The organism is Janthinobacterium sp. LM6 (assembly GCF_002002885.1).
GTDB classification, from domain to species: domain Bacteria; phylum Pseudomonadota; class Gammaproteobacteria; order Burkholderiales; family Burkholderiaceae_D; genus Janthinobacterium; species Janthinobacterium kumbetense.
In genome coordinates, this window is sequence record NZ_CP019510.1 from 3811150 (window position 1) to 3837191 (window position 26042).

22 protein-coding genes are annotated in these 26042 nt (G+C 65.2%); 8 read left to right on the forward strand and 14 right to left on the reverse strand.

Translation table 11 applies throughout. The features are described from left to right. Nucleotides 1-12 precede the first annotated feature (12 nt). The 3 genes from BZG29_RS27830 to BZG29_RS16765 form a co-directional block, all read right to left on the reverse strand. A complete protein-coding gene (locus BZG29_RS27830) occupies nt 13-1968 on the reverse strand; it encodes a hypothetical protein (protein ID WP_150130953.1) in 1956 nt (651 codons plus the stop codon). An 11-nt stretch (nt 1969-1979) separates the two neighbouring features. After that, nucleotides 1980-4172 (reverse strand): hypothetical protein, encoded by a 2193-nt coding sequence (locus BZG29_RS16760; protein ID WP_077405171.1) that lies wholly within the window; start codon nt 4170-4172, stop codon nt 1980-1982. Between the two features lie 290 nt (nt 4173-4462). After that, nucleotides 4463-5386 (reverse strand): LysR family transcriptional regulator, encoded by a 924-nt coding sequence (locus BZG29_RS16765; protein WP_077405174.1) that lies wholly within the window; start codon nt 5384-5386, stop codon nt 4463-4465. Between the two features lie 123 nt (nt 5387-5509). Here BZG29_RS16765 and BZG29_RS16770 point away from each other — a divergent pair, with 123 nt between their 5' ends. Beyond that, the gene (locus BZG29_RS16770; RefSeq protein ID WP_077405177.1) at nt 5510-6277 is read left to right on the forward strand and encodes an SDR family oxidoreductase; all 768 of its coding nucleotides are present in this window, start codon (nt 5510-5512) and stop codon (nt 6275-6277) included. A 57-nt stretch (nt 6278-6334) separates the two neighbouring features. On the opposite strand, the gene BZG29_RS16775 is transcribed toward BZG29_RS16770, so the two are convergent. The 8 genes from BZG29_RS16775 to BZG29_RS16810 all read right to left on the reverse strand — a co-directional run bounded on the left by BZG29_RS16775 (nt 6335) and on the right by BZG29_RS16810 (nt 15935). Further along, the gene (locus BZG29_RS16775; protein WP_150130954.1) at nt 6335-7732 is read right to left on the reverse strand and encodes a cytochrome c; all 1398 of its coding nucleotides are present in this window, start codon (nt 7730-7732) and stop codon (nt 6335-6337) included. Beyond that, nucleotides 7729-9339, reverse strand: a complete 1611-nt coding sequence (locus tag BZG29_RS16780) for a GMC family oxidoreductase (RefSeq protein WP_077405183.1) — start codon at nt 9337-9339, stop codon at nt 7729-7731. Before BZG29_RS16780 ends, BZG29_RS16775 begins: the two co-directional genes overlap by 4 nt. A gap of 9 nt (nt 9340-9348) precedes the next feature. Continuing rightward, nucleotides 9349-9873, reverse strand: coding sequence for a sorbitol dehydrogenase family protein (locus BZG29_RS16785; RefSeq protein ID WP_253192612.1), 525 nt, complete (start codon nt 9871-9873; stop codon nt 9349-9351). A 28-nt stretch (nt 9874-9901) separates the two neighbouring features. Further along, entirely contained in the window at nt 9902-11068 is a 1167-nt protein-coding gene (locus BZG29_RS16790; protein WP_077405190.1) for a porin, read from the reverse strand. Between the two features lie 366 nt (nt 11069-11434). Further along, on the reverse strand, nt 11435-11890 hold the full coding sequence (hpaR, locus tag BZG29_RS16795; RefSeq protein WP_251348489.1) for a homoprotocatechuate degradation operon regulator HpaR: 456 nt from the start codon (nt 11888-11890) through the stop codon (nt 11435-11437). Between the two features lie 86 nt (nt 11891-11976). Beyond that, on the reverse strand, nt 11977-12951 hold the full coding sequence (locus tag BZG29_RS16800) for a DMT family transporter (protein ID WP_077405196.1): 975 nt from the start codon (nt 12949-12951) through the stop codon (nt 11977-11979). A 72-nt stretch (nt 12952-13023) separates the two neighbouring features. Continuing rightward, nucleotides 13024-14832, reverse strand: a complete 1809-nt coding sequence (locus BZG29_RS16805; RefSeq protein WP_077405199.1) for a DUF885 domain-containing protein — start codon at nt 14830-14832, stop codon at nt 13024-13026. A 65-nt stretch (nt 14833-14897) separates the two neighbouring features. Continuing rightward, complete coding sequence (locus tag BZG29_RS16810; protein ID WP_077405202.1) at nt 14898-15935, reverse strand: LacI family DNA-binding transcriptional regulator; 1038 nt, start codon at nt 15933-15935, stop codon at nt 14898-14900. Nucleotides 15936-16042: 107 nt separating this feature from the next. On the opposite strand from BZG29_RS16810, the gene BZG29_RS16815 reads away from it, so the two are divergent. Together BZG29_RS16815 and BZG29_RS16820 are read left to right on the forward strand one after the other, a co-directional pair. After that, entirely contained in the window at nt 16043-17236 is a 1194-nt protein-coding gene (locus tag BZG29_RS16815; protein ID WP_077405205.1) for a phytanoyl-CoA dioxygenase family protein, read from the forward strand. Nucleotides 17237-17267: 31 nt separating this feature from the next. Beyond that, nucleotides 17268-18386, forward strand: coding sequence for a Gfo/Idh/MocA family oxidoreductase (locus BZG29_RS16820; RefSeq protein ID WP_077405208.1), 1119 nt, complete (start codon nt 17268-17270; stop codon nt 18384-18386). Between the two features lie 13 nt (nt 18387-18399). On the opposite strand, the gene BZG29_RS16825 is transcribed toward BZG29_RS16820, so the two are convergent. Then, the gene (locus tag BZG29_RS16825) at nt 18400-20394 is read right to left on the reverse strand and encodes a glycoside hydrolase family 3 N-terminal domain-containing protein (RefSeq protein ID WP_077405211.1); all 1995 of its coding nucleotides are present in this window, start codon (nt 20392-20394) and stop codon (nt 18400-18402) included. A 250-nt stretch (nt 20395-20644) separates the two neighbouring features. Here BZG29_RS16825 and BZG29_RS16830 point away from each other — a divergent pair, with 250 nt between their 5' ends. Next, on the forward strand, nt 20645-21676 hold the full coding sequence (locus BZG29_RS16830) for an AraC family transcriptional regulator (RefSeq protein ID WP_150130955.1): 1032 nt from the start codon (nt 20645-20647) through the stop codon (nt 21674-21676). A gap of 73 nt (nt 21677-21749) precedes the next feature. Here BZG29_RS16830 and BZG29_RS16835 read toward each other — a convergent pair whose 3' ends face one another. Beyond that, a complete protein-coding gene (locus tag BZG29_RS16835) occupies nt 21750-23072 on the reverse strand; it encodes a hypothetical protein (RefSeq protein ID WP_077405217.1) in 1323 nt (440 codons plus the stop codon). Nucleotides 23073-23110: 38 nt separating this feature from the next. Continuing rightward, nucleotides 23111-23506, reverse strand: coding sequence for a helix-turn-helix domain-containing protein (locus BZG29_RS16840; RefSeq protein ID WP_077405220.1), 396 nt, complete (start codon nt 23504-23506; stop codon nt 23111-23113). Between the two features lie 162 nt (nt 23507-23668). On the opposite strand from BZG29_RS16840, the gene BZG29_RS16845 reads away from it, so the two are divergent. From BZG29_RS16845 to BZG29_RS16860, 4 genes are all read left to right on the forward strand, one after another. Continuing rightward, complete coding sequence (locus BZG29_RS16845; protein ID WP_077405223.1) at nt 23669-24241, forward strand: NAD(P)H-dependent oxidoreductase; 573 nt, start codon at nt 23669-23671, stop codon at nt 24239-24241. A 121-nt stretch (nt 24242-24362) separates the two neighbouring features. Further along, nucleotides 24363-24650, forward strand: coding sequence for a putative quinol monooxygenase (locus BZG29_RS16850; RefSeq protein WP_077405227.1), 288 nt, complete (start codon nt 24363-24365; stop codon nt 24648-24650). Between the two features lie 79 nt (nt 24651-24729). Next, a complete protein-coding gene (locus tag BZG29_RS16855) occupies nt 24730-25296 on the forward strand; it encodes a hypothetical protein (RefSeq protein ID WP_077409148.1) in 567 nt (188 codons plus the stop codon). Then, nucleotides 25296-26027: a hypothetical protein gene (locus BZG29_RS16860; RefSeq protein ID WP_077405230.1), complete on the forward strand. Its 732-nt coding sequence runs from the start codon at nt 25296-25298 to the stop codon at nt 26025-26027. The genes BZG29_RS16855 and BZG29_RS16860 overlap by 1 nt, the downstream gene beginning before the upstream one ends. Nucleotides 26028-26042: the final 15 nt, after the last annotated feature.

The window sequence follows — 26042 nt, forward strand, 5'->3', positions numbered from 1 at the left end:
AGTAAATGTAAATTAAATGGCAGCGGGTTCGATGTGCAACAGGACTTGCTTGCGTACGTCCGCAAGCCGCACGGCAGCCAACAAACCCAGAAAGGCGGTAACGCGGTTGCCGGCGGTGCAGATCGCCTGCCGCCGCTGTTCCAGCTCAGCGACATATTCCGCGTCGAGCAACGCCGCAAAGCGGCGGCTCTCCACCAGGTCGTTTTCCATCCGCTGCTCAAACAGCTCGCGCGCCTGCGTATGCTGCGCCAGTTTCTCCTCCAGCAGCCTGATCGGCGCGATGCCAGCGTCGGCAAGCCGTTGAAAGTCGTCGCGTTTGTAGCGTTGTTCCTCCAGCTCCTCCAGCAAGCCTTCCCGCCAGACGTGAGCGGCGGCCAGCCAGCGTTTGCGGGCAAGCGCCTTGAGCTCTGCCTGGGCTTCGTCGATACAGCGCCTGAAGGTCCTGAGATCCCTGGCATAGTCGCTGCCCTCGCCGGTGCTCCAGTATTTGTCCACCCAGTACGCATCGAGGGTGGAGAGTAAACTGCTGAACGCAGCGTCCAGTATGTCGTCGCTGCCGCTGACGCCATCCTTCAACGCCACACGGCGCCAAAACAGCTGCGTGCCTGACATCCGTGCCGTGTCTGGATGACTGGCCAGCAATGCCTGCCGCAGGGATGACTTCGCGCGCCGGATCACGGCCTTGAAGCCGTCGACGCTTTCGTATGGATCGCCAGGCGCCGTCGCGGCAAAAACAAAATGCCGCGCGATGTCTTTCGACAAAACCTCGTCCGTCAATGCTTGCTGCGCCTGCGCCAGGCTGGCGCATTGTTCGCCGATATTCTCTGCCGCAAGTTGCGCCTGTTGTTGTTCGTCCTGCGCCCGCCGCAACGCCGCCTGCAGCGCATCGCTCTCGCCACGCAGCACTTCCTGGCGTTTTTCCTTCACCCTGGCAATCACCACATGCGCATCGACGGCAACGCGCAGACGCGCCAATGGCGTGGTCGACGCCTGTATATCGCTCAGCAACTGCTGCTTGAGTGTCAGCATCATCGGCTGTACCCGCGCATACAGGAGGGGTTCGGCTTCGCGGGCATCGAGCCACGACTGTCCGAACTCGAGCGGGAAAAAGTTAGCCGCGCGCTTGACATCGTCACTCAGCGGTATCGAGCGTTCAATCTGTTCGACCAGGCGCCGCCGGTACAGCGGCACTTCGGCCTCGCCTGCATGCTCGCGCACCATGTTGCGCACCGACTGCGCCGTGAAGGAGTAGGTGGTGACAATCCGAAAACGCCGCGGGGCGCTTTGCCAGTCCTCGATGCCCGGCAGCGTCAGGCCGCCCCCCTGCAGGAACGACAGGTCATCACCGCGTCCCACCAGCAGGATCAGGTCGGCCAGCGGCACATATTTGCGCGCCATCGCATGCACATGTTCCTGCTCTGCCGCGTTTGCCGGTTTGTCGCCGGGAAGATCGAGCATGCGCACGCCCGACTGCGCAACATGCGCATCGAAGCATTCCTGCGGCACGAACACGACGCACGGCGCATGCGCGACCAGTTGGCGCATTTCCATCGCCGTGCGCAGCCGGCCAAGTTCCGCTTCCATGGCCAGGTCATCGTCGTACCACCCGGTGGCCGTGTCATTGACTTTCAGTCCCCAGCGCTGGTCCGGCGAACGGCGGTATTCCATCGTGGTGGCGGTGGCCGATTGCCCGGCCGCCCGCCCACCCCGCAAAACCCGCGCCACGCGCGGCATCTGCGTCGCCAGCACTCCCATCAACTCCAGCAGCAAGGTGGTTTTGCCGACCTGGGTCTTGCCGAAAACGACCACGTAGGCTTCCGCCTGCTGATCCTTGCTGGCCAGGCGGTCGCGGATTTCAGGACTCAGCGATTCGGCAAAGCGCGCATACGCCCGGAAGGCCCAGTCCAGCCGTTCCTGGTCATGCCGTGCCCATGCTGCGCGCACGCCGGACGCTTGCTCCGGCGCCATGCTGCCCCGGCTCACGCGGCCTGATCCACTTGGAACAGCGCCATCGTATGCCCGGACCGCCCCAGTTGATACAGCAGGTCACGCTGCAGCGAGCGCACATCGGCCATGGCCTTCGCCAGGCGGTCTTTTTCCATCAGAGTTTCATCCAGTCGGTAACGCGTGCGCAACGACTGTTCCAGCCGGCCCCGCATCTGGCCCATCATCTGATTGAAATGGTGGATGAAATGCTTGTGATGGTGTTCTTGAATGCTCTGCAACATCGATTGCGACACGAGCCGTGCCTTCTCGTCATGGATGCGCGTGGCTTGCATGGCGGAATACGCCAGATACCCCACCGCCACCGCGCCGACCACGGCGGCGCCAACGCCGCCGATGGCGGCACCGGCCGCCGCCGTCCCGCCGGTACCGGTACCGGCCCCCGCGGCCGCGGCGGACGCCGGATTGAACATGCTCATCAGGGCTGGAATCACGTCGACATCGCCATCGCTGAGGACATCGACGGCAAAGACGGTGGCAATGCTGCGCAAGACCGTCTTGCCCAAGGTCACGCCGTCGCCCAATTGCTGCACCGCCTTTTTCATCATGTCGGCTTGATCGGACTCTTTTGCCGCCGTCAATTCCGGCGTCAGGCCCACCAGCGCGGGCATCATGCTGGCCAGGCGCGCATATTCCAGCGTCAGGGCCGGCAAGAGCTTGACCGCGCTGACGACTTCCTTGGTCACCCCCTTGGCCTGCCCTTCCGGCACTCCCTTCACGCCCAAGATCACCCGCAGATTTTGCTGGTCTTCCTCGTCCGGACGCTGCCAGGCAATCGCTTCCTGCTTTGCGTCGACATAGCCCAGTTTTTGCATCGGTGTCGCGTCGCTTCCCTGCGCGATGGCCAGAACCTGCGGGCCCTGCTCACCGCGCAGCTTCTTCTGCGTCAGCCCGCCGATCATGACGGTGTGCTTTTCCAGCACGTCGGCCTGCTCGCCCCACGATGCGCTGACGCTCTGCGCTATGTGCTGGTGGCTTTGCGTGGCGGTCCTGGCGAAGTCCTTGATTTGGTTGACGACACCCTCGTGATCGCTGATCAAGCTGCCTTCGAGCGTCTTCCAGGCGGCCCCCAGATGCGCTTGCAGCAGGCTGTCAATGCCTTCCAGATACTCCTCGCGCAGGCCATCCCTGGCGTCGTCGAAGGCCTCCAGGTAACTGCGCACTGCCTGCAAGCCGTCATTGCCGCTCTCGCGTTCATGAAAAAGCAGCTTGGTTTTGGTGTGCACCAGTCCCAGGACCGAGGTCAGGTCACGGCTCAGCACACCCGCCAGACGGTTCAGTTGCGCCTTGCGGTCGCCGCCGCCCGAGCAGGACAGGTCCTGGATCGCCTTGGTCAAGGCTGGCAGCCAGTCTTGGCGGTAGTCCTGGTCATCCGCGCCGACGCAGATGATTCTTGTCCCGGCCAAGGCGGCTGGCACCTTGAACACATGGGCCGCCGTATCGCGCAACGCCTGCAGGCGCTCCGGCTTGCCGCGCGCGGCCTCCGTTTTACTGATCACCACCAGGGTTTGCGCGCCGCCCAATTCGCCTTGCAGCATGTCGGTGACGATGTCGACCTGCTGCTGGTTGGCCATGCGCGTCTCGTCCGTGACGACGATGCAACCCACCGCCCCGACCAGGGCCTGGCGCATCAGTTCCTGCCATGATTTATTCTCGCGGTCCTGCGTCTCGTAGCCAGGCAGCAGCAGCCAGGCCTGGTTCGCCCGGTTGAAATAGCGCTGCGGCACCTTCAGCACGGGCAGCAGCACATCCATTTCCGGGTCGCATACGGCTTTCTGGAAGGCGGCGACATCGACATCGTCCTCCACCAGCACGTATTGCTCGTCCTGCTTGCGCAGGCAGCGCAGCGCGCCCTGCACTTCGGTGTGCGACGCATCTTCCAGCACCAGCACGGGCAGCTTCTCGCCCCGGCCTTCGTTGGGCTGCAGCCATTGCGCCGACTCGCCGTCCAGCGCATACAGCGAGCGCAACAGCGTCGTTTTTCCCGCCCCTTGCGAGCCGCCGATCGCCAGGATCGACGTCGTGCCCAGCACTTCGGCAAGCAACAGGCGGCGCATGATCAGCGGCATGTCGGTGCGCAGGCGCTCGTCGTCAATCACCTGACTGGCGCCATGCAATTCGCGTAAGGCGGCGTTCAAATCTTGCAGCAAAATTTCGGGAGAATGCATCGTAAGGACTTTCTATCAACAACGGTTTAAATAACTGTGCTCCAGGCGGTGTCGATCCCATGCCCGTCGTTGCGCGGCCAGCACATGCGGCGATTCGTGGATGGGGTCTGTCAGGAATGGACGACACAGACAAAAACTTTCTTTTCAGAATGTTTTTATCTTACACAAGCATAGCGACAGATCGTGTCGCTGCCACCCGCCATGTCATGTTATTTTTGAAAAGAAAGTATATTTACAACAATGCGGCGGCTGGCCCAGGCTGCACTGGCGGCAAGGGCCATCGCCATGCATTAATCGGGCCGCATCTGTGCGGCGAAATCGCGCTGGCGGAATTGCTCCAGCAGAAAATCGACGAACACGCGCGTCTTCGCGGGCAAGAGCTTCTTGCTGGGATAGTACACGGACAAAGGGCCGGAATCGGCGTGCCAGCCGGGCAGCAGGCGGACCAGCGCGCCGCTGCGCAAGTGGGCCAGCGCGTGCGGCATGGGCAGCAGCGCCACGCCGACGCCCAGGATGGCCGCCTGCGCCATCGCTTCCGGGTCGTCGAAGATGGCGCGCGGCCGGCATTCGGCCACGCCTTCGCCGCCCGAGCCGTCGCGCAATATCCAGCTGCGCAGCCTGCCGCTGCCGGCCGAGCGGCGCGCCACGCCGTCGAATTGCGCCAGGTCCGACGGATGCCTGGGCATGGCCTTGCCCCGCATGAAGGCGGGCGACGCCGTGGCGACGATGTGGGCGTGGCCCAGCTCGCGCGCCACCACGCCCGGCGTCAGCTCGATGCCGCCGCCGATGGCGACATCGAAGCCTTCGCCGATCAGGTCCACTTGCCGGTTGTCGAAATGGCAGTCGGGCACCACGCCCGGGTGGCGGGCGATGAAGTCGCCCAGCAGGGGCACCACGTAGCTGCGCCCGAACGACGGCGCCATGCTGATTTTCAGGATGCCGGCCGGCTGGCCGCCTTCTTCCGCCACGCCGGCGATCGCTTCGCGCAGGGTGGACAAGGCGCCGCCTATTTGCTGCAGGAAACGCTCGCCCCCTTCCGTCAGGGTCAGGCGCCGCGTGCTGCGCTGGAACAGCCGCAATCCCAGGCTCGCCTCCAGGCGCGCCACGTTCTTGCTGACGGCCGCCGGCGTCAGCCCCAGGCGGCGCGCGGCGGCGGAAAAGCTGCCCAGCTCGGCAGACAGCACAAACGATTGCAAGTGATTGAGGGCGTCCATGCGCCTATTCTACCCGCTCAGCTGATACCAATGGTTGAAAGTGATTGTAGCGATTCATGGCTAGCGCGGCAGGAATGAAAGGCAGATACTGAACTCCTCGATTCCTCACTTAGAAAGCACATCATGCAAACCCAAGCCACCACCAGCACCTCCCTGCCGCTGCAAGACAAGATCGCGTTTGTGACGGGCGGCTCGCGCGGCATCGGCGCCGCCATCGTCCGGCGCCTGGCCAGCCAGGGCGCCAACGTCGTCTTCACGTATCAAAGCTCGGCAGCCGAAGCGCAGGCGCTGGCCGCCACGGTGGAGGCAAGCGGCGGCAAGGCCCTGGGCGTGCAAGCCGATGCGGCCGACGCCAGCGCCCTGACGGCGGCCATCGACAAGGCGGCGGCGCAATTTGGCCGCGTCGATATCCTCGTCAACAACGCGGGCGTATTCCTGCCCGGCGCCATCGACGACTTTTCGCTGGCGGACTTCGACAAGACCGTGGCCGTCAACGTGCGCGCCGTCTTCGTGGCCATCAAGGCAGCCGTGGCGCACATGCAGACGGGCGGGCGCATCATCAACATCGGCAGCACGAACGCGCACCGCATGCCGTTCGGCGGCGCGGCCGCCTACGCCATGAGCAAATCGGCGCTGAGCGGCCTGACGCAAGGCCTGTCGCGCGACCTGGGCCCGCGCGGCATCACCATCAACAACGTGGAACCGGGCCCCGTCGCCACGGACATGAACCCGCCCACGGGCGACTTCGCCGACCTGATGCACGGCCTGATGGCGCTGCCCCGCCACGGCACGGCCGATGAAATCGCCGGCATGGTGGCTTACCTGGCCAGTGCGGAAGCGGCGTTCGTCACGGGCGCCGGGCTGAAGATCGATGGCGGTTTTGCGGCGTAAAAAAAGGGGTCAGACCCTTTGGGTCTGACCCCAGCCTCTGCTTCAGGGTTTGTGTGCCTATGCCTGCTTGCGCCGGCGTCCCCGCCACCACAGCAGCAATGCCAGCAACACCAGCACGCCGACGATGATGCCCGCGCGGGCCAGACCGATCAGGTTGGATGGCGCGCCGCCGTTGCGCAAGGTCGTCACCTGCTCCGCCGTCACCTTGATTGCGGGATTGCCGTACATCTTCTGCACGTAATTGCCCAAGGTGACGATCTGTTCGTCCGACAGGGTCTGGCGGAACGCAGGCATCAGGTGACTCGCATGGGCACCCCTGCCATCCTGCCGCTCCACGCCGTCGAGGATGGCCATCACCAGGTTGTTGCTGTTGCTGCGGCCCGTCACCGAGTTGTGGAACAGCGGCGGCAAGCTGCCGTCGAAACTGCCCTCGCCCCTGACCTGGTGGCAGCTGGCGCACTGCGCATCGTACAACTGCGCACCCGACATCTTGTTCAGGTTTTGCGGCAGCGGCACGCCGCGGATGCTGGCCAGCTCGTCGCCCGCCTTGCCCCACTGCGTCACCGGCTGCGTGTCGGCCTTGTCGCGGATGGCCGGCACGCTCTTGACGTAGTGCGCGATGGCGTGCAAGTCCGCGTCGCTCAGGTGCTTCAGGCTATGGTCGATGGCTTCAGCCATCGGTCCCGCTGCCTGCGCCTTGTTGGCCGCACGGCCCGTGCGCAGGTAATCGACCAGTTCCTGCTGGCTCCAGCCGCCCACGCCGCTGTTGATATCCGACGTGATGTTCGGCGCATGCCAGGTGCCCAGGTCGGCGCCGCCCAGTTCCTTCGACAACTGCTCGGCCATCAGCGCATTGCGCGGCGTATGGCAGGTGGTGCAGTGGGCCAGCCCTTGCGCCAGGTAGGCGCCCCGGTTCCACTCCATGCTCTTGGCCGCATCGGCCACGAACGGTTTCTTGTCGAGGAAGAGCCAATTCCAGCCCGCCATCGACAGGCGGATGTTGAACGGGAACGGCAAGTCCGTCTTTTGCGCCGGCGCAGAGTCCACGGCCGCCACGCCGTGCATGAAGTAGTCATACAGGGCGGCCGTGTCCTCGTCCGTCACCTTGGCATAGGCCGTGTAGGGCATGGCCGGGTACAGGTTGGCGCCGTCGGCGCGCACGCCATGGCGCACGGCGTCGGAAAACTGCTTGAGCGTGTAATTGCCGATGCCGTGCGTTTTCGACGGCGTGATATTGGTGGCGACAATGGCGCCCAATGGCGTCGCCAGGGATAGCCCGCCCGCCATCGGTTTGCCGCCAGGCACGCTATGGCAGGCGATGCAGTCGCCGGCCGTGGCCAGGTAGCGGCCACGTTCGATCGCCGCCGCATCCGGACGCACCGCATCGGCCGCCAGCACGGGCAAGGCGAGGGACAGCAAGACGGCGCCCGCCGTCAGTCTGAAGGCCGCCATCATGCCGTTCCTCCCGGTTGTTGGTCGAGGATGTGCTTGACGGTGCGCAGCGCCACGGCCAGGCCGTTTTCCGTCGAGTTGCAGGTGCCGGACGTGGGCAGCACGCCGGTGCTGCACAGGAACAGGTTGGCGTGGTCGAAGGTGCGGCCCCACTGGTCGCACACGGCCTTGGCGGGGTCGGAACCCATCGACAAGGTGCCGCAGATGTGCTGGTTGTTGGCGAACACGCCTTCCTTGCTGTGGCGCAGGTTGGTGCCGCCCATCAGCCTGGCGATCTGCTCGAAATCCTGCTTCGAACGCTCGTGGCCCCGCTTGGTGTAGTCGTCGATCGCATAGTGCGCCTGCGGCTTGGGGATGCCCATGGCATCCTTTTCGCTGCTCAGGGCAATGCGATTCTCCGGGTTCGGCAGCACTTCCAGCACGTTTTTCAGGCTCATTTCACGCGCCGAGCGGAAACGCAACTGCTGCTCGAACTCTTCGCCAAACACGCCCTTGCCGATCAACTCTTTGGTCGCGCCATCGACTCGCGAGATGTTCGTGAAGTCCAGCCGGTACGGCGAGTGTTCGCTGCGGAAGTCGCCGTCGCGCATGGTGTTGATGGAATTGGGGCTTTGCGGGCCACGGCCCAGCCACAGGTCTTCATCGGCGTCGAAGGTGATCGAGGTGCTCGGATGGTCCATCAGGTTGCGGCCCACCATGTCGCTGCTGTTGGCCAGGCCGTTCGGGTATTTGTCCGAGGCGGAAACGAGCAGCAAGCGCGGGCTTTCGATGCCGTTGGCGGCGAGGATAAAAGTCTTGGCCGTGACCCGGTGGCTTTTCTTGTCGACGTCGTAGTACAGCGCGGCCGTGATGCGGCCCTGCGCGTCGTGTTCCAGCTTGTAGACGTTGGCATTGCAGACGATCTTCACGCCCGCGTCTTCCGCCTGCTGCGCGGCGATGCCGCCGTGGTATTGCGCATCGATGGGACAGATCGGCTGGCAGCTGTTGTTGCCGCAGCAGGCCGGGCGGCCATCGTAGCCGACGCTGTTGCGCGCCACCGTGTTGCCGACGACCTTGAAGGTGGGGTCGAGGCGCTCGCGGATGCGGCGCATGGCGTACGGCTCCGTCACGGCATCCATCGGGAAGGGCTGCTTGCGCGGCGAACCCGTGTTGTCCGCGCCCGAGACGCCCATGATCTCTTCCGCTTCCTGGTAGAACGGCTCCAGGTCTTCGTAGCTGATGGGCCAGTCCACGCCCACGCCGTACAGGGTGTGGATGCGGAAATCGTTCGGCACGTTGCGCCACGCCTGCGCGGCCCAGTGCCACGAAGTGCCGCCGAACTGGCGGATGTATTCGGCCGGGTACGGATACGGGCCTGCCTGCACCAGGTAGCCGTTATCGGTCGGCTGGTAGATCGGGTGCGGTGCCGTGGCGACGGACGGATACGGCGACATCCAGTCGCTGCGGCGCGTCGTGTTGCGGAAACGGGCGACGATTTCGCCGCGCGACACGCGCGGCCCCGCTTCCAGGATCAGCACCGAAGCGCCGGCCAGCGCCAGCTTGCGCGCAGCCAGGGAGCCGATGATGCCGGAACCGATCACGAGGTAATCGGCAGAGAGTTCTTCAGCCATGATGGCTCCTTAAATTGGTTTTCTGGCCCAGCTGCCGTAGGCGCCGTAGGAATACGTGGGAGGTTTCAGCACGTCGGCCACGACGGCCGCGTTCAACGCCTGCTCGTAGGCGACGCAGACGGCCGCCTCGCCGGTGCCGACGATGCCCAGGTACCAGGCGCTGGCGATCTGGCGCGGCAAGGCCGCCAGCGGCGACTGGGCCGGGTCGAGCCCGTCGAGCGCTTCCTGCAGGCCGGCCGCCTGCAAGCCTTGCGCATTGATCAGGGCCAGCAGCGCGCGCACCTTCGCCGGGAAGGCCGTATCCTGCGCCACCAGCGCGTCATACAGGCGCCTGGCCAGCACGGGGTCGAGCACTTGCCGCCCCACCAGCATGGCCGACACGCCGAGGAAGGCGCCCTGCTCCGCATTGGCGACCGGTTCGGCCAGCGCCCAGGGAATCAGCGCCGCGGCCGAAGCCGACAGCAAGCCGGCCAGCACCATGCGGCGGCCGGGATTCAGAGGGCCGCGGCCCTCCTTGTTGTGTATAGCGTCCACTTGAAGCTCCCGTGAGTTCAGCAACCGTTCAGAAAGAATGCTTGAGACCGACCATCACCACCGTCTGGCCGCCGGTCGACGATGGCGTGCCGTTTTGCGAATCGCCGACCGAGGCGACGGCGTCGACGATGGCGCCGTCCCGGCCCAGGGTCTGGCCGCGCGCCAGCTGGCGCGCTTCGATCAGGTAGATGGCCGTGCGCTTGGACAGCGCGTAGTTCTGTTCGAACGACAGCTGGCGGTAGCGCCCGCGGTCGGCGATGCCGTTGGCGCGGCTGGCGAAGGTGTCGCTGTAGCCGGCGCTCAGGAACCACTGCGGCGTCCACTGGTAGCTGGCGATCAGGCCGGCCGTGTTGAAGATGGCCGTGTCGCGGAAGGTGGAATGGCTGCCCGCCTGGTATTGCACGTTGCTGGCGTTGGCGCCCACCATCCACTTGCCCATGGCGTAGCGCGCGCTGGCGGCGATGAATTGCACGCTTTCAGCCGACGCGTAGCCCTGGTTGATGGCGGAAATGCCGAAGCTGCCCGAAGCCTTGTCGCTCCAGCCGGCGCCATTCTGTCCATTTTTCAGTTTCAGGTAGCCGAGCGCGAATTCGGCCGGCGACGCGCTGTACTTGACAGCGGCGCTGAAGCTGCTGCCCACGGCATTGCCGTCAGCCGCTTCGCCAAAGCCGTACTGCGCGCTGGCCTGCAGGCCGCGCCAGGCCGGCATGCTGTAGGTGACGGAATTGCTGATGCGCACGGTCGTATCGAGGCCGTCGATATCGCCAGGGTGGGCGCCGGTGGCGCCCGTCAACACGTTGCTCGACGCCAGCGAACCCACCAGCAGGTAGTACGGCGTGTACTGGCGGCCGGCCGTGACGGTACCGTAGGCTGCCGATTGCAAGCCCACGTAAGCCTGGCGGTTGAACAGGGAGCTGGCGGAACTTTGCGCGCCCGTGTCGCTTTCAAAGCCGTTTTCCAGCAAGAACAGCGCCTTCAGGTCGCCGCCCAGGTCTTCCACGCCCTGGAAGCCGATCTTGCTGGCGGACAAATTGCCGCTGCGCATGTAGGTGTTCGAATTGCCGCCCTGGTTGCTGGTGTACGCCATGGCCGCGTCGACCACGCCATAAATGCTGACATTGCTTTGGGCGCAAACGTTTGCGCCGATGAGCGTGGAGACGGCCAGCGCCGCAGCGCGCATGCATGTAGTGTTCATTTTTTCCTGACTTTCCTGTTTTATAGTACGCCCGGCCAGCATTGCCACCGTGATGGCGACATACCGGCTGTGGCGCCGCGTTGCGGCCCCATACAGCGCGTGGGGCGTCCGCTTTTCTTCTTGATTTGGATCAAGTGAAGCAAATTATACGCTTATTTACTCACATGTAAGTGATTGACTGTAAGGCGTAGTCTTATAGCAAAACTTTCTTGTGTCTTATAGCAAAACCGTCAGGCATGCGGGCACAAGCCCGGCAGGATGCGGAAATACGCGGAGCAGGCATGGGGAAAGCAGCGGCGGCGCGTGTCGAAAAACACGCGCCCGGTGGGTAATCAGGCAGGCGGAAAAACGGGGAAAGCGGGACGGTCAGCGCAGGATGGCGGGCGCCACCGGCAGGGTTTCGAGGGCAATGAAGGCTTCCAGGGTGCGGCGCATGTCTTCGAACACTTGCTTGCCGTAGGCCGCTTCCAGGTGTTCATATTGCAGGTCGATCAGCTTACCCATCTGCAGCAGCAGGCTGGCGCCCGCTTCCGACAGGTGCACCTTGCGGCGGCGCTGGTCGCCTTCGAACTTGCTGCGCCCGATCAAGCCGATTTCTTCCATGCGCGCCAGGATGCCGCTCATGCTGGGACTGGAAATCTGGCAGATCTCGCACAGCTCGCGCGGTTCCAGGGTCGGGCTTTCGTTCAGCGCGCGCATGATGCGCCACTGCTGCTCCGTCACGCCGAAGTGATTGAGGATGGGGCGGAAATGCTGGAGCAGGCTGTCGCGGGCCTTCAGCAGCAGTTGCGGCATGTTCGGATAACGGATCGGTAGCTGCAAGCGGAACTCCCTGGGTGGGCGGAAAATTAGCGTAATTATACGGCCCGCCCAGTGCAAACGGCAGGCCGGCAACGATGTATTTTTCGCTACGTCCGCCCTGCCTCGCGTCCTTCTCCCTCCTCTTGCGCATGCCGCCGCACGGACCACAGCACGCCCGCCGTCAGCAAGAGCATCGCCGCCCATTCCAGGGGGCGCGGCATGCGCTGCGCGTAGACGAAGCCGTACAGCAGCGCGAACAGGGTCTCAGACAGGATCAACTGGCCCGACAAGGTGACCGGCACCAGGCGCGACGCCAGGTTCCACAGGTAGTTGCCGATCACGGAAGCCCCCAGCGCCAGCAGCAAACACACGAGCCAGTAGCGGGGCCAGTCGCGCGCCTGCGCGTCGTCGGCACCGCCTGCCTGCTGCAGCGCCAGCATCGCGGCGCCAACGACCAGGGCGATGACGCCGCTGGCCAGGCCATACAGCATGGCCCATTCCACGGAACTGAAATGCGCGTGGCGCTTGAGGAAACGGGCATTGTCGAGCGCATACCAGGTCCAGCAGGCGAGCGCGCCAACGGCACACAGCACGCCGGCCAGCTTGTGCGCCAGGCCGGCGCCGCCCGCGCCGCCCGCATGGCTGAAGATATCCAGATTGAAAATATCGAGATTGATACAAGCGATGCCCAGCGCTACCACCAGCAGCGGCAAGGCCAGTTGGCGCAGCGGCAGCGCGCCGTGGTCCTTGCGGCCCAGAATGGTGACGCTCAGGGGCAGCAAGCCGATGATCAGGGATGTGGGCGCCACGCCGGCCAGCTTGACGCCGTAGGCCAGCAGCAGGTAATACACGACATTGCCGGCCAGCGCCTGGCGCAGCATGGCCAGCCAGTCGCTGCGCCGCAAGCGCCGCAGCAGGGGCAAGAGGCGCGGCAGCATCAGGCCGGCCGCCAGCGCGCCATAGCAGATGTAGCGGCCCACCATCAGCTCGACCGGGGAAAAATCGGGCAGCAAGACGGGCACAATGAAAACGGCGCCCCAAAAGGCGCCGGCCAGCACACCACATACGATCCCACGCCACATGCCTGCCACTCTCACGGTTTCATTCAAGGGCGCCAGTATAAGGTATGCGGCACGGCGCGCAGTCGCCCGCCGTCAGCCCCTGGCTTTTCTCTGTGCGGGGATGAAGTGCTCGCGCACGGCCTTGGCCAGCAAGTCCGGCGGCAGCAAGCCCTGGCCCAGCAGGAAGTTGTTGAAGGCCAGGCGGTCGAATCTGTCGCCCAGCGCCAGCTCCGTTTCCGCGCGCAGCTGCAGGATGCGCGTGTAGCCATAGAAATAGCTGCCAGCCTGGCCCGGCATATTGAAGGTGTAGCGGTCCAGTTCCTGGCGCGCCATCGCTTTCGACAGCATCACCTCGTCCGTCAGGATGCGGCCCGCCTCTTCGCGCGTAACTTGCCCCAGGTTCAGCATCGGGTCGAGCATGGCGCGCGCCGCGCGCAGCATGCGGAACTGCAGCGCGATGAACTGGCCTTCGGCCGGCTCGTAGGGAATCATCTCCGCTTCCGCGTACAGCGCCCAGCCTTCCACGTTGACGCTGTTGAACGCGTACAGGCTGCGCGCCTGCGACACGCCCCGCTCCACCATGGCGCTGAACTGCAGCTCGTGGCCAGGGCGGCCTTCGTGCGCGCTCAACGTCCAGGCGGCGCCGGCGAAATTGAAATCGTCATACGCCTCGCCCTTGCCGCTGGCGGCCGGATTGCTGACGGGGAGGACGAACTGGCCGTGTTCTCCCGTATTGCCGATCAGCGGAGGCGGACGCATATGCGGCGCCGGCTGGGCCGCCGATTCGGCGGCGGACGCCAGGCGCATGGTCATGGCGCGCGCAGGGATATCGACCACGCGCTGCCGGGCGATGCGTTCCTCGAGCTGCGTATTGACGCCCTTGTAATGCGCTTCGAGCTGCGCGTTCGGGATGGAATCGCTCTTCAGCGCGCGCAGCACCTGGCGGTAATCGCTGCCGTCGACACCTTTCAGCGACATTCTCTCCGCCACCACAGGCGCCAGCGCCTGCATGGCGGCGCGCGTTTCCAGGTAAGCCACCTGCGCCCGTTCGACCAACGCGCGCGGCTCGATGTCGATGCCCACCTGCTTCAGGCGAAACGCATACAGCTCGGGCGCCATGCGGAAGTCCGTGCGCGACAGGGGCAGCACCACCTGCTTTTCCCACGCCGCATAGTCATTGAGCTGCTGTTCCATGGCCGCCAGCGCGCCTTCCGCACCCGCGATCTGCATGTCGGCGAACAGCTTGCGGATGCCGGCGACATACGTGGGCACGTTTTCCAGCGACTGCGCCACCTGCAGGCGCACGGGTCCCGCCAGGCCGGGCTTGCCGATTTGCTCCGTGAAGCGCGCCTTCGCCTGCGCCGTGATCGGCGTGCTGCCCGGGTATTGCCCGACATAGCGCTGCAGGCGTTCCAGCGCCTTGGCGCGGCGCGCGGCCGGGCGCTGTTCCTGCAACAGGCTTTGCATGCTGCCAAAGACCATCTGCGGCACGTCGACCCACGGCAAGGCGTACCTGGCTTCCAGCTCGGTGCCGGCGATTTCCTGGTCGACGGCGCCGATCAGAATTTCCAGGTCCTGGCGTATGCGTTCGTCGCGTTCCAGTTCCAGCTTCTGCTGCAATTGCGCGCGCGCCTGCTGCATGGCCGCCACCTGGCGCCCGGTGATGTTCGGTCCCAGGTCGGCGGCCAGGCCGTCGTACTGCGCCAGGCCCGTGTCGGAAGCGTTTTCAGGCGAGAACTGCGCCTGCGCCGCCAGCACGATGGCCGCGTTGCGGTTGCTGGCCTCGACCCAGGCCGACGGGGTGGCGCCAGCTGCGGGGGCGGCGGCCATGGCCGGCATGGCAAACGCTGTGGAGAGCAAGGCGGCGAGCACGGTCTGATGCAATTTCGGGATGACGGACATCGGGGAATTCCTTCAAAGGTGAGCGATGAGCGAAGCGGCGAGTATCGGCCAGCCTCGCATGCCTGTCAATTCAGGCCATTCAGGGCAGGCAGGTTCCACGGCGTGACGATCTGGATGGCGGACAGACAGGCCGGCTGCGCCAATGCCGGCAGCGCGCCCTGCGCCCGCAGGATTTCCTGGCAGGCGCGGCGCATGTCCTGGCCCAGGTCATGGTGCAGCACGGCGTGGATGGCGCCCGACTGGAGCAGCGCCAGGTTGTCCGCGTCGAGGTCATGGCCGATGAAGACCTGGCAAGGCCGGCCCGCTTTGGCGAACGCCTGCACGATGGCGGCATTGCCGCCGCCGATCGAATACACGGCGGCGATGGCCGGATGGTCGGCCAGCGCTTGCCGCACCAGCGCGCCCGTGGCACCGTCGATGCCGTGGCCTTCGCTCACTTCGACGACGCTCAAGTGCCGATGCCGTTCGCGCAGCGCGCGGCGAAAGCCGATCTCGCGCTCTTCCTCGCCATGAAAGCGGTTGCTGCTCAGGGTCACCAGCACCTGCTGCTTCCGGCTGCCGAGCCACCGGCCGACCAGGTAAGCGGCCGTCTCGCCCGCCGCCCGGTTATCCATGCCCACATAGCTGCGGCGCGCGGAAGCCGGCAAGTCCGTCACCAGGGTCACCACGGGGATGCCGGCCGCCGCCAGCCGGTTCACCGCCTCGGCCACTGGCGGCAAGTCCGGCGCCTTGAGCAGCACGCCGTGGCTGCCGTTCTTGCGGATGCGCTCCAGCAGATCGACGATGCCGTCCACCTCCAGGGTTTCATGCAGGTGAAAGCGCGAACGCAGCACGGCCGGATGCAGCGACGGCAGTTCCGCCTCCAGCGCTGCGCGCACGGCATCCGTAAAGCGGCGCGGCGCCACCATCAGCACATCGAGCATGAATTTTCTGCCGGACAGGCCCACCTGCGTGCTTTGCCGCGCCAGCTCGTCGAGCGCCTGCATCACGCGGCGCACCGTATTGGCGTGCACGCCGCCGCGCTGCTTGATCACGCGGTCGACCGTGGCCACGCTGACGCCGGCCTGCAGCGCCACGACCTTGACGGGGAAAGGATGCGTCACGTGCTCTCCATTTTTGATTTGATGGTTTTTTGATGGATTTTCTGATGAAAAATGCGGATTTTCATCCCTATACTGATTCTACAACTTAAATAATCAGGAGACACCGCATGCACACCACCAACGCCGGCGCCGCGCCGCCCTCTCCGTATTGGCTGACGCCGGAAAGCTGCGACCTGCAAGACTTCATCGGCACCGTCAGCTGCCGCACGGCGCTGGCCGACTATCCCCACGCCGCCGCGGTGCAGGAAAATATTCTCGTTTACGACTGCGATGCGGTGCGCGAACTGGCCGCCAATCCGGCGTCCCTGCGCGCGCTGCAGGCCGAATGGGGCAAGGCGCTGATAGACGGCCCCGGCGTCGTCGTGCTCAAACGGGCCGTCACCGACACGGAGACGCTGGAACAGGTAAATCGCGTGTTCCGCGACCTGATCGCCGGGCAGCATGCCAGCGGCCAGACGGCAGGCGACCATTTCGCCAGGCCGGGCGCGAATGACCGCATCTGGAACGCCCAGCAAAAGCTTTGCCTGCGCGCGCCCGAAACGTTCGCGCGCTACTACGCCAATCCCGTCTTCGCGTGGATTGCCGAGGCGTGGCTGGGGCCCGCCTACCAGATGACGGCGCAAGTGAACGTCGTCAATCCCGGCGGGGCCGCGCAGGCGCCGCACCGCGACTATCACCTGGGCTTCCAGAGCACCGCCGCCTGCGCCGCCTATCCCGCGCCCGTGCACCAGATGTCGGCCCTCCTGACCCTGCAGGGTGCCGTCGCCCATTGCGACATGCCGCTGGAATCCGGCCCTACCCTGTACCTGCCTTATTCGCAGCGCTACCGACCCGGTTTTCTCGCCTGGCAGCAGCGGCCATTCCGCGATTACTTCGCGCAGCATTGCGTGCAGCTGCCGCTGTCGAAAGGCGACGCCGTGTTCTTCAATCCCGCCCTGTTCCACGCGGCCGGGCATAACCGTTCTTCCGACATCCGCCGCATGGCCAACCTGCTGCAAGTGTCGTCGCCGTTCGGGCGCGCCATGGAAACGCTGGATCGCCGCGCCATGAGCGCCGCCCTGTATCCGGCCCTGCAAGCCTTGCGGGCAGAGGGAACCCTGTCCGCCAATGGGACTTTTCACGCGATTGCCGCCTGCGCCGAAGGCTATGCATTTCCCAGCAACCTGGACCGCGACCAGCCCATCGACGGCATGGCGCCGCCCACGCAGCAGCAGCTCATGCGCGAAGCGCTGGCGCAGGACTGGCCAGCGGCCCGCTTCCTCGACGCCCTGGACAGCCACGCCTGGCGCCAGCAAGCCTGAATCCCCTACGCGTCACCCTCGGAGACTCCCTATGCAAGACATCAACATCGGCCTGATCGGCGCCGGCTACATGGGCAAGGCCCACACCATCGCCTACAAGACCGTGCGCAGCATCTTTCCCACAGCCCGCAACCCCGTCTGCGCCTGCATCGCCACCAGCAGCGAAGAAGGCGCGGCGCGCAGCGCGCGGGAACTGGGCTGGAACAGCTCCACCGGCGACTGGCGCGCGCTGGTCAATGACCCCGCCATCGACGCCATCGTCGTCGCCACGCCGCCGGGCACGCACAAGGACATCGTGCTGGCGGCGCTGGCCCTGGGCAAACCCGTGTTCTGCGAAAAGCCGCTGGGCTTGACGGCCGCCGAATCGCTGCTACTGGCGCAGGCGGCGGAAAGCGCGGGCGTGGCCAACATGGTCGGCTACAACTACATCCGCACGCCCGCCAGCCAGCTGGCAAGGCAGATCATCGAATCGGGTGAAATCGGCGAGATCATCCACGTCGCCGCCGAACACGTGGAAGACTATCTGCACGACCCGCGCGCGCCCGCGTCCTGGCGCACGCGGGAAGCCACGGCAACGCGCGCCGGCGCGCTGGCCGACGTGGGCTCGCACCTGCTCAACCTGGCCCTGCGCCTGGGCGGCCCCGTCGACTCGCTGGTGGCCGACATGAATACCGTACATGCGCGGCGCGACGGCCCGCAAGGCATGGAAGCTGTGGACAACGACGACCAGGGGAATGTGCTGCTGCGCTTTGCCAGCGGCGCGCTGGGCGTGCTGACCTTCAGCCGCGTGGCGGCCGGGCGCAAGATGGGCTACACCTACCGTATCACGGGGACCAAAGGCGCCATTGCGTTTGATCAGGAAAACCAGAATGAGCTGTGGCTGTACGACGCCAGCCGCCCGGCGCAGCGCCAGGGTTTCCAGCGCCTGCTGATGGGTCCCGCCCACCCCGACTACCTGGCGTTCAGCCAGGGAGCCGGGCACGGCACGGGCTACAACGAGCAAATCGTCATCGAGGCGCGCGATTTTCTGCAGGCGATCGCCGGCGGCGAGCCGGTCTGGCCCACCTTCCGCGACGGCTACGAAGTGGACCGGCTGATAGCCGCGGCGCTGCGCTCCGGACAGCAGCGCAGCTGGATCACGCTGCGCTGACGACAGGGACGGTTTAGTACGCCAAGCCGTAACCGAACTTGTACAGCGGATGGGCCGTGTCATACGGCACGTCCGATTTCTGCACCTGCACTTCGGCCATCGACGAGGGCAGTTCGAACGGCAGCTTGCCTTGCGGCTTGGCCTTGCCCGTCAGAACGTCGAACAGCGCGCCGTCGCTCACGCCGAAGTTGGCGAGGATGGCGCTGGCCTTGTCCTGCACGTTGCCGAGGATGGCCGGACGGTCCAGATAGACGGTGACCACCGTCTTCGGTGCGTATTTCGCCGCGTTCTTGATCGCTTCGTAGTCGGCGTCGCCATCGACATAGTTCAAGCGCCCTTCGTGCTGCATGCTGCCGAAGATGTAGTTCGGGTGCAGGATTTCATACGGCGCGGCCACGCGCAGCAGGGCCACGTCCGCTTCCTGCGGCGTGGCGACCACCGTGTAGCCATACTGCTGCGCCACGGCCGCATCGATGCCGTACAGGTAAACCTTCTTGACGGTGGCCGCCAGCGGCAAGACCTTGTCCTTGTTTTCCAGCAAGACCAGCGAGCGGCGCTGGGCTTCCAGGCCCGCCTCGACGAAGTCCGCCTTGCCCACGGTGCTGGCCGCCTTGGCCGCATCGACGAACGGGTGCTCGAACAGGCCCTGCTTGAATTTCTGGACCAGGATGCGCCGCGCCGAGGCGTTGATGCGCGCTTCCGTCAACTGGCCCCGCTGCACGGCTTGCGTCAGGTATGGCGCTTCCGTCACGCCGCCAAACTGGTCCATCCCGGCCGTGACGGCTTTCACGTAGCGCTCGGCCTTGGTGGCGTTTTCCATGCCCCACGGCGTGCCGAAGCCGATGAAGGACGGCGCCACGCCGGCCGGCGTGCCGTTGCGGCAGTTGGCGTCGCAGTCGGACGTGATACCCCAGTCGGACAGGATTACGCCCTCGAAGCCGTATTTACCGCGCAGCAAGTCCGTCAGCATGGTCTTGCTGAAACCGGCCGCCACCTGCTCCAGGGTGATGCCGTCGATGGTGATATTGCCGTCCGGCAACGCATACGTGGGCATGACGGAAGCCGCCTTGGCCGTGAAGGCGCCCTCGAACGGCTTGACGTGGTAAGCGAAGTTGTTGCCCGGGTAAGTCATGTAGCGGCCATAGTAATTGTGACCGTCGAAACCCTCTTTCGTGGCGCCGTAGCCGACCCAGTGCTTGACGACGGCCACCACGCTGCCGTCGTGCAGGCCCGTATTGCCGTCCTGGAAGCCTTCGATATAGTGCTGCACCATGCGCTTGGCCAGATCCGCATCTTCGCCGAAGGTGCCGTTGATGCGCGACCAGCGCGGCTCGGTGGCCAGGTCCGCCTGCGGCGACAGCGCTTGCGTGATGCCGACGGCCAGGTATTCCTGGCGCGCGATATCGCCGAAGCGGCGCACCAGCGCATCGTCGCCGATGGCGGCCAGGCCCAGGGTTTCCGGCCACTGGGAAAATCCCTTGGTACCGGCGCTGGCGCCCACCGTGTACTGGAAATGGTGGCGCGGGTCCGTGCTGATGGACACGGGAATGCCGTGGCGCGACGTTTCGCTCAGGGCCTGCACCTTGTTGTACTGGGTCGCCATATTGGCCGTGTCGCCCGCCATGCGCGTGATGAAGGTGTTGACGTACTGCTTGACGATCAGGTCCTGCAGGGCAGTCAGGTCATACGCGCCGCCCTGGCCGATGCCGGTGGGGTCGGCCACGGTGGGCGCCGTGCCGTGCATCATCAGGCTGGCCTTCTCGTCGAGGCTCATGCGCGACAGCAGGTCGTCGGCGCGCGCCTCGGCGGACAGGCGCCAGTCTTCGTACGGGTCGATCTTGCCGTTGCGGTTCATGTCCTTGAAGGTATAGCCGTCGACCTTGAGCTGGCTATAGGTGGTGGCGCCGAACACGGGCTGCGTGTATTCCTCGCTGACGGTGTCGTTGCCGCAGGCCGCCAGGGCAAGCGTGGCGACGCAGCCGGCGACCATGCGGGCCATCGGTTTCATAGTGCAATTCATCATTATCTCCAAGACTGTTTTTGTAGGTATCAAGGCGCGGCAGCAAGGCCGGCCGAAAACAATATAGCGTGAGAATGCGTGAGTTTCTTGACCGCACAGCACGCGTTTTATACCCGCGAGAACAATTTTTGGTTAGACGGCACGACAACCAACAATCTCCTACAAAGTGCTAATATTTGTGAAAAATTACTACAACAAGCAGAATACGCAGAATACGCAGAATAAGCAGGAGGCACCCTTGCACAAACCCGATACGCGCACGGTTTCGAACCGGATCGCGCAGCAATGCGCGCGCGCCATGCAAGCCGACGGGCACGACCCCGCCGACTTTTTCCGGCAAACGGGCATCACGCCGGCGCAGCTCGAAGAGCCTGGCGGGCGCATCAACGCCGAGCGGCACCGCCGCATGACGGCCTACGCCCAGCAGTTGCCGCAGCACCGCGGCCTGCTCGACCTCGACGTGACGCACTGGTTCGCGCATTACTCGGGCATCGCCCACGTCTGCTTCAACCGCCCCACCCTGCGCAGCGCCCTGCACGAGCTGCTGCACTTGCGGGGCCTGATCGGCGAATTCGACTTCATGCTGATGAGTGAGAATGGGACGCGCATCGAGATCGAATACCTGTCCGAGTTTTGCCCGCTGGGGGGCGCCATGCAGGCGCTGGCCAATTTCCGCATGCTGTCGCTGGTGGCGCGCGCCTACGACGATGGCGCGGCCACGGCTTTCCATGCCGGCTTCCAGGGCAAGGCGCCGTGGTTCGCGCCAGCCATTGCCGAGTGCTTCGGCGCCGCCGTCACCTTTGGCCAGGCGCGCAACACGCTGACGTTTGACTCGCCCGCGCTGGACCGGCCTTTCGCCCAGTTCAACGCCATGCTGGCGCCGCACGCGCTGCGGCACGCGCAGGCACAATTGCAGCAGTTGCAGGGCGCGCAGCTGTTTTCCGCCCGCGTGGAGCAAGCGATCATCGATTTGCTGGGCCAGCAAGCCGACGCCGATGGCGCCGCGCTGCTGCCGGCCCTGTGCGACGGCCTGGCGATGAACCGCTGGACCCTGCAGCGCCAGCTGCAGCAGGAGAAAACGTCATTCCGCGCGCTGGAACTGCGCGCCAAGAGCCGCGAATCGCGCCGTTTGCTGCGCGAAACGAGCCTGAGCGTGGTGGAAATCGGCGAGCGCCTGGGCTTTTCCTCGCAAAGCGCGTTCACCCGCTTCTTCAAGAGCCAGTTCGAGCTGCCGCCGGCGCGCTACCGCAGCGATGCGGCCGGACTCTAGTCAGGCAGATCCGTCATGCGTCGAACCGTCAGCTGCGCCGGACGATGGCGCAGCTGACGGGTGCGGGTGACGCTCAATAACCATCCATGAACAGCACCATTTCAACGCCGCGCATGGTCCACGGCCCCGTGCCGCCCTCTGGCAAGGGCATCGCCGGATGGTTGCCGGCATTGAGCAAGCCGCAGATGTCGCGGACCAGCGCACTGCCGGCCACTTGCGCGCTCCATTTGCGGTAGCCGTCGGGCCAGCGCAGCCGAAGCGGGCGCGGACGGCTGCCGCCGCGTCCGGCAACGGTGCCAATACCGGGAAACAGACTGCCGGGCGCGGACTGCCCGTTGGCTGACAATAAATGATCGAGACGCGAAATCAGCGAAGTCGCGACCCGGCTATCCCAGATGACTTGCGCGCAGCCAGCCGCCCGGGCGTGATCGCGGTGGGCGGTGGCAAAGGCCGCCACCTTGGTCCAGCCGCTGTTCATCAACGCGGCAGCCTTGCCATCCGCGGCCAGCGCGGCGCGGAACACGGCTGCGACATTGGCCGGCGTCACCGTGCCGTGCTTTTGCGGCACGCCACCCCAGCTGAAAATCGCCTTCGCCAAATCGACGGCCTCGCCTTGCTGCTGACCGTCCCAGTCGCGCCCGTCCTCCAGGCAAAGGGCCAATTGCGCGGCGGCCGCCATCAAGGGCTTTGTTCTCTGCGCCGTGCCGGCATAGCCCACCGTCCTATGCGGCCAGAAATACGCCAGCAGGCGCTGATCCCAGCCAGTGACCGGGGCACCGATATTGTGCCGGCGATACCGCGGCTGGAACGGGGTCTGGCCGATATCGGCGACCAGCAATTGCAGCAGCTGGCGCCGGTCCAGCGCGCCGCCTGCCGGTACCTCGACCGTGCTGGCGAGCGCGGCAATCGCCTGCGGATCGGACCGCTGCATGGTGACCACCGCCACGTCCTTGCCGGTGCCCAGCTCGACGTCGGCGCAGATCAGCTGCTGCGCCTGCAGCGCCAGCTGCGCGCGCACGCCATCCGGCAAGCCATGCCAGTACGCCAGGCATGGCGCGGTAAATTCCACGCAATCCACGTTTCTGCCGCCCAGGCCATGCGGCGCCTTGATGCGCTCAAACCATTGCGAATTGTCAACATGGTCGAACAGTGCGCGGGAGGTTTGCCGCGTATTGCGCTGGCTGCCGAGCAGCCGGCAAGCGACGTCAAAACTGCAGGCGTAGTGCGGATTGATGCGCAAGCGCTCCGCCAGCGATTTGTTGTCGCCATACACGGGCATCGGCTCCACGCCCAGCGCATGCTCTTTCCACTCCTGGCTCAACTCATCGCACACGGCCAGCAGCAAGGCAAGATCCACGGCTTCCTTGCGGGGGTAGAATAATTGTATCTGGGGCATTGTTTCACTTTCTCGCCAAATGGTTTGCAGAGCCATGCCTACTCCGCCGCTGGCAACTGCTTCGCCGCCCTCGCATCGAACGCCAGCCGCGCCGCATCGATGGCGTCGCGGTGGCCATGGGCCCAGGCGCCCAGCGCGCTGATGGGGATCAACAGCGAGCGGCCCAGGTCCGTCAACGCGTAATCGACGCGCGGCGGCACGGTGGGAAACACGGTGCGCGTCACCAGGCCGTCGCGTTCCAGCCCGCGCAGGGTCAGGGTCAGCATGCGCTGCGAGATGCCGCCGATCAGGCGGCGCATCTCGTTGAAGCGCTTGGTGCCATTGCCCAGCAATATCACCACCATCACGCTCCATTTGTCGCCCACGCGGGTCAGGATATCCGTGATCGGGCGGCAGGAAGCGGCCACGCCCGCATGGCCGCCCTCGTCGCGCATGCGCCGTTCCAGCTCCGCTCCTTGCGCGGCGGCGTCGCCAATAGTCACATCCGTGTGCCCCAGTGTGGAAAAAGTGCCTTCTTGTGCGTTCATTTGATAGTCACTATATTTAACTCGGTTACAAAAACATACTACCCGATCATATCACCCAAGAAGGCCCACATGAACATCCTGCACATCGATTCGAGCATCCTCGGCGAGCATTCCCTCAGCCGCCAATTGTCCGCCGCCATCGTCGCCCGCCTGCAAGCGGCCGCGCCGGGCGCCGCCGCCCGCTACCGCGACCTGGCCGCGCAACCGTTGCCGCAATTTACGGCCGCCCCCGGCGCCGCCGACGCTGCCGCCTTGTCTGGCGCGCTGGAGCAGGTGCTGGCCGCCGACGTCATCGTCATCGGCGCGCCCATGTACAACTTCGCCATCCCCAGCCAGCTCAAATCGTGGCTCGATGCGCTGGCCGTGTCCGGCAAAACGTTCCAGTATGGCGCCAACGGCCCCGAAGGCTTGCTGGGCAGCAAACGCGTGATCATCGCCTCGACGCGCGGCGGCTACTATGGCGCCGACACGCCGATGGCCGCCCTGGAACACCAGGAAAGCCATCTGCGCGCCTTCCTCGGCTTCCTCGGCATCCAGCAGATCGAGATCGTGCGCGCCGAAGGCGTCAAGGTCAGCGACGCCGCCAGGGCGCAGGCGTTGACGGCCGCGTTTGAACAGATCGGCGCGCTGCAGGCAGCGTAAGCGGGGGCGGATTTTCTGGCTGCGACGGAAACTGTTTCGGCGCAGCCAGACTGGACATGGCAGGCATGAAAGTCCAGGATGCGCTAAGCTGCATCCGCCCCACCACTACACAAGGACCACCATGACCCTGACCGTCGTCGCCACCATCGATGCCCAAGCCGACCATACCGACGCCGTGCGCGCCGCCCTGGAAGCCGTCGTGCCGCCCAGCCGCGCCGAAAGCGGCTGCCTGCGCTACGAGTTGCACCTCGACAACAAGATTCCCACGCGCTTCATCATGCTGGAAGAATGGAGCGACAAGGCGGCGCTGACGGCGCACTACGCGACGCCCCACTTCCTGACCCTGGTGGCCGCCACTGACGGCAAGGCCGTCAAGATCGACGTGGCGGAATTGAACAAGCTGAAGTAACAGCCGGCGCGCCGTTCAAGCGCGCGGCCATCTTGGCAAGTTGCCATCTATAATATGGCAACTTTTCTTTATGGCCATCATGACGACACTTTCCTCCATACGCGGCGCCGCAGCGGCAGCCGCCTTGACACTGTGCGCTGGCGCCTTCGCGCAGGCGCCCATGCCCAATCTCGTGGGCGAATACAATCTGCTCTCGTCGAAGACCGTGCCGCCCAGCAACTGGGGCTATTCCAAGGCCCGTGTTTCAATCAAGCAACTCGACGACCATCACCTGCTGATCCTGCTCGCCTGCGAGTGGAAACGCGAACCGAAGGCCGTCTGCGGCGACTATTTCTATGCCCAGTGGCGCGACGACGGCCTGTACCTGCAGGACATGAACACGTTTGCCATGCGCCTGTACTTCGATCCCGCCACGCGCAAGCTGACCATCATTTCGCGCGGCGCCGACGCCAAGCAGAGCGTACGCCACGAAGTGTTCGGCACGACGACCGAGCCGCTGGTCGATACCGCCCTCGTGCGGCGCATGAAGCGCGAAGTGTCGAATGCCGACAGCAAGGAAAACCGGCGCGTGTTCGGGCCCTACACCAAGTGGCAGTATCAGGAAAACCGCATCGAATTCCAGCGCCAGGACTTGACGGCGCCGTGATGCAGGGCCTGGTCCAGCCCCTTCGGCGCCAACTGCTGCGCCTCGGCGGCGCCCTGTTGTGCTCTCCCGTGCTCGCGTGCGCAGCCGACGGCGACCTGCCGCGCGCCGTGCGCCAGCGCATTCTGTCCACCCTCGACGCTCCGCTGCCCAAGGTGCTCAATGTGCACCACCTGGCGCTGATACGGCGTTTCAACATCGGCTGGTCGCCCGTGGAAAGCGGCGCGCCCATGCTCAACCCGGCGTACCCGCTGGGCAAAGGCGATACCCTGCAACTGGCCATGCAAGCGATCGCCGGCAAGGATACAGCCCTGGCCGCGCAGCGCCTGATGGAGGCATCGCTGCTGCTGCCCCACTTCGTGCAGATGGCCGACCTGAAGCCAGGCAGCTATGCCAACGGCAAAACGCCATTCACCCTGACCGCGCGGCACCTGACGCTGCTGCGCCAGCAGTCGTGGATACCGCAGGAAATGCTGGGCATGGCGGCGGAAGACTACCTGGCCGAAGGCTGCTGGCCCACCCCGTCCGTCGATGGCAAGCGGCCGTATGGCGATTTCACGAATTACCCGGTGGAAATGGCGCAGGCGCTGGGTTTGCCCGTGCGCCAGCAAGCGAACGGCAACCTGGTCATCACCCCGGAGCTGAGAACGGAACTGAAAGCGCTGCACCAGCAGACCATGCCGGCGCTGCAGGTGTTCCTGCGGGAAGCGCGGTTGCGGCGCAATACGCTGTAAAAAGATAGGCAAGAA